Below are 11552 nucleotides of genomic sequence, written 5' to 3'. Positions count from 1 at the left end.
TTTTAACAGTGTAATGATTGTTTTGGCACAATTTTCATAACTGATAGGTCGGATACAGGTTCGGACTTAGTAAATAAAAACGTAAAAAAGTTAGTTATGAAAGCATTTATACAAAAAGTAAAAGATTATGGGACGGGGTTCCTGATCTGTTTGGGTGTACTGGTGAGTGGAGTGTCTTTTAACGTGAATGCGCAATGTACTTCAGCTCCTTATGGATTATACGGAAGTATTACTCCTGCGTGTACAGGTAATTTCGAGACAATAACAACCTGCGGATATCGTGGGGAGTATTCGAATGTGTCTGTTATAGCAGGGTATCAGTACGAGTTTCAAAGTAGTATCAGTACAGATTATGTTACAATCGCAACTACCAGTAATGCACCTTTGGTATGGGGTACACAATCGGTAGTTTGGACAGCTACTTTTACAGGAACAGTGCGATTCTTTAGCCACGTGAATTCTTCTTGTGGTACTTCTACTTCCTGTATGACACGAAGCGTAAAATGTTCTGGTCCTGCGGGAGCTCCATGTACGAATAGTTATGCATATGGCTCTGCATCAGCACCGTCCAATCAAAGTACAGTTACAATTAGCTCTTGTAACTATCAGAATGAGTATAGTACGGTGTATGATTTAGTACAGGGGAGCGATTATCAGGTAAATAATAGTAACGGAGGGTATATAACAGTGCGCCGTTCAGCATATAACGGAACTGTAGTAGCACATGGTCCGGCACCATTGGCTTTTACAGCAACTGTTTCAGGTACTTATTATATTCACTATAATACAGATGAGTTTTGCGGAACCGCAACTACTTGTGGAACAACAACGATTAAGTGTATCTCATGCGGACCACAATACGATCCTTGTTTAGTAATTAACGATCTGTCTTGCGGTTTACAGGAAGATTTTACGATTAATTCCGGTTCCGGAGCATGGAGTAATTATGGTGGTCCTGTGGTTACCCCAGGAAAAGAGGAGATTTTCCGATATACGCCTTCCGTATCAGCAACGTATGTGCTAGATATTACTTCCGCTGATGACTGGATTAACCTTTTCTATAAAGAAGCATCTACAGGTTGTAACTCTTCGGGATGGGCTTATTTGGGGCGGATCTACACACAGAGTAGTTTTTCAGTGGCGCTTACAGGAGGAGTAGAATATTACTTTATGTTAGATGGAGAAAGTTCGGATGAAGTTCCGATTACGGTTCAGCTTGGATGTCCTCCGGTAAATGATCTGTGCGAAAATGCCAGAAGTATAAATTTGGGATGTGGAGAAGTTTATACCGATATGGGTAGTACATATTCTGCTTCCAATTCAGGTGCAGGTCCCGGATGTACAACATCCGCATCAACTGCTCCCGGTGTATGGTATCGTTTATTAGGACGCGGTACACCATTGAATGTTAGTTTATGTGGATCTTCATTTGATACCAAACTATTTGTATACAGTGGAGAATGTGGAGACTTGAACTGTGTGGCAGGGAATGATGATGCATGTGGGGCACAATCAGAGTTGAACTTTACAGCAGCACCCGGAGCATTGTACTACATTTATGTGACAGGAAATAATGCACAATCAGGAGATTATGTATTAACGATCAAAGATGGAGGAACTGATTCTGAAGCTCCGGTTATTTCAGGTGATTCGCCTGTTTGTCCGGGGACTGAAGTTACTTTGACCGCTTCCGGTGGGGCTTCAGGTACAGGCGCAGACATATACTGGTATGCTCAACCCAATGGAGGAGGTAATATTTTAGAAATCGGGTCTTCATTGACTTTAATAGCAAACGGTACACAAACATTCTACGCAAGAAGAGAAGGATACTGTAATGTTTCTGATGATGCTATGTTTACAGTCGTTGCGGATGTGCCGGAGACATTAGGACTGGATGGAGATTCACGGACTTGTCTGGTAAATCAGAATGGATTTGTACACTTTTCAAAAGACGGTAGACTCATCGCTTCTGTAAACTCATACGGACAGAATCTGGGAAATGTAACTTCAGTGTCTTATGTACATGGTAGTCCGATAGATGTTCCGGCTTGTCAGAATCCACTCTCACCACAATTTAATACAATGGTATTGGGAAGAAGTTGGTTGATTTCTCCTGACTTTCAACCGGTATCTGATGTAACTGTGCGTTTGTACCTTGATATGGACGAGTATAATGAACTGGAGTCGCAGGCTAACATAAATCTGTCACAACAGGACGATGTATTGTCTATTGCGGATTTACAACTGTCTAAATACCATAATGAAGCTGTTCCGGCTCTGGAAAATAATTCTCCTCTGGATAATTGTACTTCCGGTCAAACGACAGCGCATGCACAACTGGCATGGGATCAGGCAAACAATTACTTCATCGGTTTTGATGCAAATGGATACTATGTTGAGTACGATATACCTTCTTTCTCGGAGTTCTGGTTACATGGAAACTCAACACTATCACCGTTGCCTGTATCATTGACTTATTTTGATGTAGACTGTTCTTCAGGAGAAGCAGAAATTTTATGGCAGACAGTTTCTGAAAACAATTCCGATTACTTCTCTGTATTGCGCAGTAATGACGGAATAGAATGGAGAGAACTGGACAGAGTTGATGCGGCAGGAACCTCAAATGAAGAACTGAATTACAGAACTACAGATTTTGCAACAATGGAAGGGATCGTTTATTACAAATTGATACAAGTAGATCTCGATGGAGAGGCGACAGAATACGGGCCGGTTTCAGCAGATTGTAAAGTCGTAAACAATGATATGAGCATTAGTTTATATCCGAACCCTGCCAATGAGAATACACTAATAAAAATTGAAAATCCAATTCAGGGAGAAGGACGTATATCCCTGGTTGATATATCCGGTAGAGCAGTGATGAACTGGGAAGTACAGTTTGATCAGACAGTTTACGTGAAGAGTGTTAGTTGCGAGGATTTTGCTTCCGGAGCATATCGAGTATGGGTTGTTTTTCCGGACGGGTCGGCTGAAAGCGTTATCATGATTAAAAATTAGCAAGGGTTAAAATGACCTTAGTCCGGGAAACTAAAAACTGTCACCCCGGAACTCCGGGGTGACAGTTAAAACAAAAAAGAGAAGAAATGGTATATCTGATTTTAGCTTTGGTTGCTTTGGGAGTTCTGCTCAGTTGTTATGTGATATTCAGTATTTCTGAATTCATGTCAGACGAAAATTTAGAAGCGCTGGATCTGAATGAAGAAGACTATTTCTAAGTTGAACAAGGTATTCACCTGTACCACCCGATAGAATGCGTTTTCATAACGTGTTTACAGTCCGGAAAGGGTCGTCTCATTTTGAGGCGGCCCTTTCACATTTGCGTAGGCAGAAGAAGGGAGGTTTCAGAAGAATCTTCGCATGAATAGCAGCGAGTCATTTTTGTTTTGACGGTTGTTTTTATCTATCTTCGCTTACTAAAAAATACACAATGCTACGTAAAAGAAAACATACATTTTGCCTGCTTGGCGTGTTATGTACAATGCTGATAGTCGGATGTTCAGATAAAAAAGAATATGCTGTTTTTAAAGGAGAAGCTCAGGGACTCAACGAGGATGTGGTAACACTTATTTCTCTTTCCGATACGATTGAAATACCTGTTGTTAACGGATCTTTTTCTGATACGCTGCGAAGTCTTGAAAAATATTATCATTTGCGAATCGGAGAAGTTGAAATTCCCGTTTATTTTGAAAAAGGAGATGATCTTACACTGACGCTTTCGGGGAGTGGGATAAATACGATTTCGTATTCGGGAACAGGAAACGAGCGGTTGAATTATTTACTTTTCAGATCAAAATCTTTTTCGGACGATGAGGTAGATTTCAAAGCACTCTTTAGCAAAGAAGAAAACGAATTCAAATCTACGCTTGAAGGAATGTTTGATGGCGTTCACAAAGAATTTGAGAAATACAAATTTTCATCGGATTTCAGTAAATCAGAATCAACAGTATTGGATTATCAGTACTATAACCTCCTGAGAAGCTATGTTTCTTATCATCCGTATTTTACCCAGAATCCCGACTTTAAGTTGAGTGATAATTTTTATCCGGAGGCTTATCGTAAGTTAGATGTAAACAATGCAGAGGATTTTGAAAAATTTACAGAGTATGCAGATTTGGTAGCAGCCATTCAGATGGAAAAATTCTATAAATCAATTGAAAAAAATTACCCGAATCTGGATGCTTCAGACTTTGCCTTTTTGGATGAAATAAAAATTGAGAAGTTGAAAAACCAGATGGTTGAACAAGCTTCTTTTTTCCTCAGTACTGCTAACAAGGACATGAAAGGAGTCTACGAAAAATTAGCAAATGCGACAACGGATGCATCTTTTAAGCAGGATTTGAGTGTAAAATATGCTCAGTTGGAAAAACTTCTTCCGGGAATGGTTTCTCCAAAGTTTCGTTATGAATCAATTTCGGGTGATTTCATCGCGTTGGATGACCTGAAAGGGAAGTTTGTCTATATTGATGTCTGGGCTACCTGGTGTCAACCTTGTAAGAACGAAATTCCGGCTTTGAAAAAACTGGCGGAAGAAATGCAAAACGAGAAGATTGTTTTTGTAAGTATCTCAGTTGACCAATTAAAAGACAAAACAACCTGGAGAAAGATGGTCGAGAAAGAAGAGTTAAGAGGTATCCAGCTATTTGCGGATAACGCATTTCATTCTTTCTTCATCCGTGAATATGCAATAGAATCAATCCCACGATTTATTCTCGTGGATGATGAAGGGAATATTGTCAATGCAGATGCTCCACGTCCTTCAGGGGTAGGTACAAAGCTGTATCTTGAAGGCGAGTTAAAGAAAAAGAAGTCTGCTTAACGAACAGCGATTTAGAAGAAAATTCACCAGTGTTCGATAGAATTTATAGAAAAGCGGGGGAGCTGTTAAGGATCTCCCGCTTTCGTTTAATTTGGTTTTGCAGAACAAAATCACGTAATTAAACAGAGCTACTTTTAGGGCGCTGATTTCTCTGATTGATTTATTGACTGCACACAGACTACGTGTTCCGTACCACCGTTCCTGGAAAGCGGAGCTGACTTGCGTTATAATCAAACTCTTTTAGGACACAGTAGTCGTAAAAAGAATAGGGGTAGGTGTAACGACCACATTTTCAGTGGTTAGAATTATTCGAAATCCATTTTGATTTATTAGTTTAGTTGCACAATAACTATAAAAGGAATAAAAGTCATGACTTTTATTCAAACGTTGTACGCAATTAAAAGATGACAAAAGAAGAACTAGCAAATAAACTTGATCAATTAAGTGTAAAGTATTGTTTTAATGAGCAAGAATATGATTTAAGCAAATTGAAATTTATTATTGTTGGTGACAATCCAGGGATAATGGAATACGAAACAAACCGATTTTTCATTGGTAGGTCTGGTCAGGATTTAAGAAATCACTTCTTGCAAAATAATCTAGTCACTGAATTTGACCAAGAATGTATGATTCGAAATAAAACTTTCATACATTCAAGATCAACAAATGATTTAGAAGCAATAAAGAGTGAGATTGGAGAAGAATATTTTAACTCAATCCAAGAAAATTGTGCGTACGAAATTGCCCAAATATCGGATGAATTCAATTTACCAATTTTAATATTCGGAAAGAGTAAAATAGGACCTGACGAACTTTTTGATAAGTTTTGGCGGTCAATTAATCAAAAAGTGAACTCCTCGAATATTCTAGTTTTTAGCCATCCTGCATATTCAAGATTTGAACAAGAATGGAATAAGTATAAAGGAAAGCTTACCTATAAGTCAAGTCTCGACCTCTTAAAACAAATTGGAAGCATTAACACAGAACAAATTAATAACAAATATAAAACCATGAAAGCAAGATTTTTCTTTGGTGATGCAACGCACAATGCTTGGCCAAAAATTTTCGTATTGACAGAAGATGGCAAATTCTATAGTGAGTACTTAGATTATATGAAACCAGCTGAAGTAAATAAGACCTTTGACTTTGAAACCTTTAAAGCTCAAGATTATAAGTGGGGTGGTTATCAATCGATCGAAGAAATTGATGAAACAAATGCTAAGAATAAGACTTTGACCAGACAATCTAATTGGGTTGCTCGATATTTAAGCTCTTTGAATTAAAAAACTGCGTACAACAAAAGCTATACGTAATACGGGGTTCGGAGAAAACTGAAAGGTCAGTAATTCTGTTCCGCCAAAACTTCGTTTTGACGTTTTATTGAATAAATTTAAAACACAAAAGCAAAGTTTTGGCTACCATTTGTGTTTAACCCTTAAAATCCCGCACTACGCATAGCCAAACCGTTGGGTATAATTAAAAAACAAACAAATGGATCCATTAGGACTTAGAGATATAATCTATGTGGGAGTCATTCTTTTGACAGGAGTGGTGACATTCTTGACAACTAAACACAATCTTAGTGATAAGATTCAGGTTACTAAAGAGAGCTTAAAAGAAGACTTAAAGAACTTAGAACTTGAAATTGAACGGTTGAAGGGAAAAGATGAAAACCAGCAACAAATAATCGACCAATTCCAGAAACAAGTACTTGACCATTTACCTGATTTATTTGAGATATTAAAAGATAAAAAAGGAAAGAGATGAATATAAATTACCAACGCCTTCTTTCCTTAAGCCAAAAGGTTAAGACAGGACAAGCAAATAAAGCCGAGAAGGACGAGTACATGGAACTGCTTTATCAGAACAATTCCATAACAGCTAAGCAATATAATGACTATAAATCAGGCAGAAACGTTGAAGATGTTTTGGGAGCTGCGTTAGTTATTGGTGGAATTGTTCTACTTGGTTATTTACTCGGAAAAGCAACAGAATAGTTAAAAATATGGGACACGCAGAATTACAAATTGAATGGTATGAGCTCACGTTAAAAACGATTGCGGCAAGGCTTTCTGAAGAAAGAGAGACTGAAATTTCTTCTGAGCAAGTCGGTATTGCCATTGCTGAACAGAATGATTTCTCTCAAAATCTCCAAGTCTTTTGGTACGTCCTAGATAATGGACTAGACATTTGGTTTTGCCGACACACAAAGCCAACGCTGAAAAACCAAAAGAGCCTGTTTTTTGCCAACGCACCTAAAAGAAAATGACAGAGTACAAGAACATACTAACGGAACTAATAAAGGACAAGGAAACTTGGAGGCAACTAAAGCCTAAACTTTCCAAATACAATGTTCACTCTGTTGACACAGGTGAAAAAGACACGAGAGCGGGAAAGATTTTTGAAGTTTTTACAAAGTACTATTTCCTTGCTTCACCAACGGAAAAGGACAACTACAAGAATGTATGGCTATTTGAAGAGACCCCGCTTGAAGCCCGAAAGAAACTAAACTTAGGAAATCAAGACTATGGAGTTGACTTGATTTTACAAGATGTGGAAGACCAGTATTTTGTTGTTCAGTGTAAGTACAAGAATGATGAAACAAGCAAATTGAATTGGTCTGCTGATAAGATTGCCAACCTTTTTGCTTTTTGCCCAAATGCAGACGGCTATATCGTTTTTTCAAATGCAATTGACCTTGACCAGATATCCAAAACAAGACATGACAACTTCACCTTCTATGGAGTCGCAAATCTGAATGAAATTGATAAAGACACACTCCATTCAATTTATACTTTGCTTGCGAAAAACCACCTGACAGAAAGGAAACTTTATAAACCTTTACCGCACCAAGAGATCGCAATTCACGAATGTGTGCAGTGGTTTACAGAAGGAGAAGAATCAAGGGGACAATTAATTCTCCCATGTGGTGCAGGAAAGACTTTCACCGCATTATGGATTAAGGAAAGAGTTGAAAGCAAGAATACTTTGGTACTTGTACCTTCTCTTGCACTTCTTAGACAGATCAAAAACGAATGGTCAAAACAGAGAAAATCAGTTTATCAATATTTATGTGTTTGCTCAGAAACAGATATTGATAAAGATGCAACAGACACCTTAGTAACTCATACCTATGAAATAGACACTAGAGTTACCACAAATGCTGAACACGTAAAATCTTTTCTTTCAAAACCATTTGATGAAAAAGTGCTTTTCTCCACTTATCATTCATTGCCAGTTATAGCTGAAGCCATAAAAGATATAAACTTTGAATTTGACTTGATTTTTTGCGATGAAGCCCACAAAACAGCAGGAGTTGGGAAGAATAAATTCAGTCTCGTACACGACAACAATCTTGTGCCTTCTAAGTACAGATTATATGCTACAGCTACTCCACGAATTGTAAAAGAGACATTAAAAAAGAAACTCGGAGATGACCTAAAGTATGCCTATGACATGAATGACCCAAACACGTTTGGGTACGAGTTTCATAGGATGACATTTAAGGATGCAATCGAAGAAAATATACTTGTTGACTATAAAATTGTCGCGATTGGAGTAAACAGTGAGGAACTGAAAGATTATATCGAGCAAAGAAGATTTGTTGACGAAAAACTTTCAATAGACGAGTTAGCCAATAACTATGCTCTCGAGCATGTGATGAAGAAATATAATGCTAATCATGGTTTAACTTTTCATTCACGAGTAAAGCTTGCCCAGGAATTTGCGGATAGACATGGCCAGTTATTTGCAGGTACCAAAACATTTTCTGTAAATGGAGAGCAACCCACAAGTTATAGAAATTTGGTGCTTGAAGAATTTAAAAATTCTGAAAAAGCCATTGTTTCTAATGCCAGATGTCTAACGGAAGGAGTTGATGTGCCCACAATTGACTTGGTGTATTTCTGCGATCCTAAAAACTCGAAAGTTGACATTGTTCAAGCAGTCGGACGAGCATTGCGTAAAAAAGAAGGAAAGAAATTAGGCTTGATTGTAGTTCCTATTTATCACTCCAAAAAGAATGAAGTCGAAAATTCAATTAGTACAGGATCATTTAAAAACCTACTTCAGGTTATCCGCTCCTTATGCGATCAAGATGAAAGGCTCCAAGACGAAATTAACTTTCTTGCATTTGGGAAAGGAAAGCGGAAATCAAAGAAAATCGACATTATTTCTTCAGGATTTATTGAAGAACAAGACAAAATCATATTAGATGGATTTGAAGAAAAACTAAAGAACTCTCTATTTGACCAGATCATTGAGAAGTCCTCCAACAATTGGGATCTATGGTATCTGAACCTTAAAAATTATTTAGAAGCCTACAAGGACTATCCTTCAAAGAAAGACGATAAGGATTTATATAATTGGATTGCAAACCAGAGAAACCGTAAGAAAAATGAAACCCTGAAAAATGAAGAACTGCGTAAGTTAAACGCAATAGATTTTGTTTGGAATGTTGTGGAATGGAAATGGGAAAGAATGTTTTCTATTTTCCAAGAGTACTCTACAGAAAATGTCTTTCCACCCTGTAAGGGAATTGACGATGATGTATTGGTTAAATGGTACAAATATCATTATAGCTGTATCCGAGATAACAAAATTATTAGTCCAGAACAGAAGAAACGATTTCTCGCAATAGACAATAAGTTTGAAGGTCCTTCCAGTAGGAAAAAGTGGATTGAACCATACAGAGAACTTGTAAACTTCAGATTAGAGAATCCCGATAAATGGCCACAGTACGACAGGGATAATACAAAATCGATTGAAAGCACATTGTACATATTCTGCCAAACCATGCGAAAAAGGTATCGTGAAAACGACCTTGGAAACTATTGGTTTGAAAAAATGACGAGTATTGACTTCAACTTTGAAGGTAAAACAGACAATTGGACACAGTATTGGCAAGAGATTAAAGCCCTATTAGAAAAGAGAAAAAGCATTTCAGTTGAAGAAATTGGGAACAATGCTTATTCATGGATTCTTCGTCATAGAAAGAAGTATGATGAAGGCAAGTTATCAGAGTATCACACAAGGAAAATAGAAGAACTCAATCTAGACCGATTCTTTGAAACTTGGGAACAAAAATTTGAAAAAGTGAAAAATTGGGTTGTCCAGAATGGGAAACTTCCAACTAGAACAACTCAAAAGGATTTTCATTCGTGGCTCGGTTCTCAAAGGGCTCGTTACAAAAACAATAGGCTGACTGACGAACAGATTGAAGCGCTCCAATCAATAAATTATGATCTTGATGCTAAAGGAAAAGAAAAGAATGAACAGAAATGGTTTGAGCGTTTAAAGCAATTTCAAGAATTTGTTGAAAAGAACAAGCGAGAACCAAGTTATTTTGGTAAGGGGTTGGAAAAGACTTTATACTTATGGGCATCAGCTCAAAGAGCAGTTAAAGCAGGAAATGCCCGTAATAGAAAACCTCTATCTAAAAAAAGAGTACAGGCTTTAATTTCAATCGGATTTAAGTGGGTCGGTGAAGGTGTGGCAAATCAACCTTGGGAAGATAGTTTTGAAGAGTTTAAAACCCATATTACTCCAGATGGTAGGCTTGTTTTGCCTTCTACCATAAATGGAGAAAGAAATATTCTTTATACATGGTGGATAAATCAAAAAATTGCCTTTGAAAAAGGAGAACTCTCAGATGATCGAGTAAAAGCCTTCAATGAAATTGGTATTGACCTTCAAAATTTCAAAAACAATTCAAAAAGAGATGGCTTTACTAAATGGGCAAATAGGTTATATGAAATCTCGACATTTATAAAGGAAAATGGAGATTATCCCAAGGCAGGTAGAGACAAGAAACAAGGGAATTTGTATCAATCGTTAGCCAGGACAAAAAGAGCTTATAGAAACAATGAACTTTCAAAAAAACAATTAGAATTATTAGCTGAATTAAATATTGAATTAGACTAATGCCAACGCTCTACAGCCACACACACACACACACACACACATTGCCAAGCAGCTCAAGCCAACCGCACAACCCGAAGCTTGTCAAAGAGTGTGTCTGCACCAACGCACGGACAAAAAAGAATAAAGCACGAAAGCACAATAAACCCCATACGTAGTGGGGGGGGGTGGCAGTTTGAATATTAAAGCATTTAATAAACAAAGTATTGATTTGACAGTGAAGTGCCTTGAAATGCCCTACGCACCATACAATTTACCATTATACATAATAAACAGAACCCTTAATGAAATACATTTCGCTAATATTTTTTCTAGGCTATTTGAATAATTTGTCAGCACAAGACTTTATGACTGACACCTGTCATTTGAAAGGAGCTATTAAGAGTATAATTTACGAAGAACAAACATATTTTTCGCCTGATGAAATTGAGACAAGAGAAACTCTTCATTCTATTTTCAATAAACAGAATCGTACTGTAAAAATAGACAGATCACTTTATCTTGAATTTCAAGGGGAATCATTCAATTCATCTATTGAAAGGAAATTTGATGATTCCGGAGTAAGATATTCAAGTGAGATATTTCGACAAGATCACAAAGTGTTCTCTATAACGGACTTTATTTACGATGCTAATGGACAGTTAATTCAATCAAATTATTTTCATGAAAACCACAAAATGAAAGTGAATACTACTTCATATAAGTACAACGAGTTAAATCAATTAATTGAATTAAAAAGCGGTATTCAAAAATTACAAAAATCAATGGCGATTTATTTAAAATTGAATCAAACAGGATC

General features: G+C 37.2%; 9 protein-coding genes. All 9 read left to right on the top strand.

The window, feature by feature from the left end:
• Positions 1–96: 96 nt before the first annotated feature.
• Positions 97–3015 (top strand): immunoglobulin domain-containing protein, encoded by a 2919-nt coding sequence (locus tag AC4PL9_RS14560; RefSeq protein WP_491605480.1) that lies wholly within the window; start codon positions 97–99, stop codon positions 3013–3015.
• 86 nt (positions 3016–3101) lie between these two features.
• On the top strand, positions 3102–3233 hold the full coding sequence (locus tag AC4PL9_RS14555) for a hypothetical protein (RefSeq protein ID WP_491605479.1): 132 nt from the start codon (positions 3102–3104) through the stop codon (positions 3231–3233).
• Between the two features lie 212 nt (positions 3234–3445).
• Positions 3446–4834 carry a TlpA family protein disulfide reductase gene (locus AC4PL9_RS14550; protein ID WP_491605478.1) on the top strand — a complete coding sequence of 463 codons (1389 nt, stop codon included), beginning with the start codon at positions 3446–3448 and terminating at the stop codon, positions 4832–4834.
• A gap of 404 nt (positions 4835–5238) precedes the next feature.
• Positions 5239–6117 (top strand): uracil-DNA glycosylase family protein, encoded by an 879-nt coding sequence (locus AC4PL9_RS14545; RefSeq protein ID WP_491605477.1) that lies wholly within the window; start codon positions 5239–5241, stop codon positions 6115–6117.
• 208 nt (positions 6118–6325) lie between these two features.
• On the top strand, positions 6326–6601 hold the full coding sequence (locus AC4PL9_RS14540) for a hypothetical protein (protein ID WP_491605476.1): 276 nt from the start codon (positions 6326–6328) through the stop codon (positions 6599–6601).
• Complete coding sequence (locus tag AC4PL9_RS14535; protein ID WP_491605475.1) at positions 6598–6831, top strand: hypothetical protein; 234 nt, start codon at positions 6598–6600, stop codon at positions 6829–6831. Before AC4PL9_RS14540 ends, AC4PL9_RS14535 begins: the two co-directional genes overlap by 4 nt.
• 8 nt (positions 6832–6839) lie before the next feature.
• The gene (locus AC4PL9_RS14530) at positions 6840–7103 is read left to right on the top strand and encodes a hypothetical protein (protein WP_491605474.1); all 264 of its coding nucleotides are present in this window, start codon (positions 6840–6842) and stop codon (positions 7101–7103) included.
• Entirely contained in the window at positions 7100–10756 is a 3657-nt protein-coding gene (locus AC4PL9_RS14525; RefSeq protein ID WP_491605473.1) for a DEAD/DEAH box helicase, read from the top strand. Before AC4PL9_RS14530 ends, AC4PL9_RS14525 begins: the two co-directional genes overlap by 4 nt.
• Positions 10757–11037: 281 nt before the next feature.
• Positions 11038–11552: hypothetical protein (locus AC4PL9_RS14520; RefSeq protein WP_491605472.1), on the top strand; the 515-nt coding region annotated here is incomplete at its 3' end.

The sequence above is a fragment of the Wandonia sp. genome (assembly GCF_984588085.1).
The sequence above is the reverse complement of the archived record's forward strand: the minus strand, read 5'-3'. Positions and strand labels throughout refer to the sequence as shown.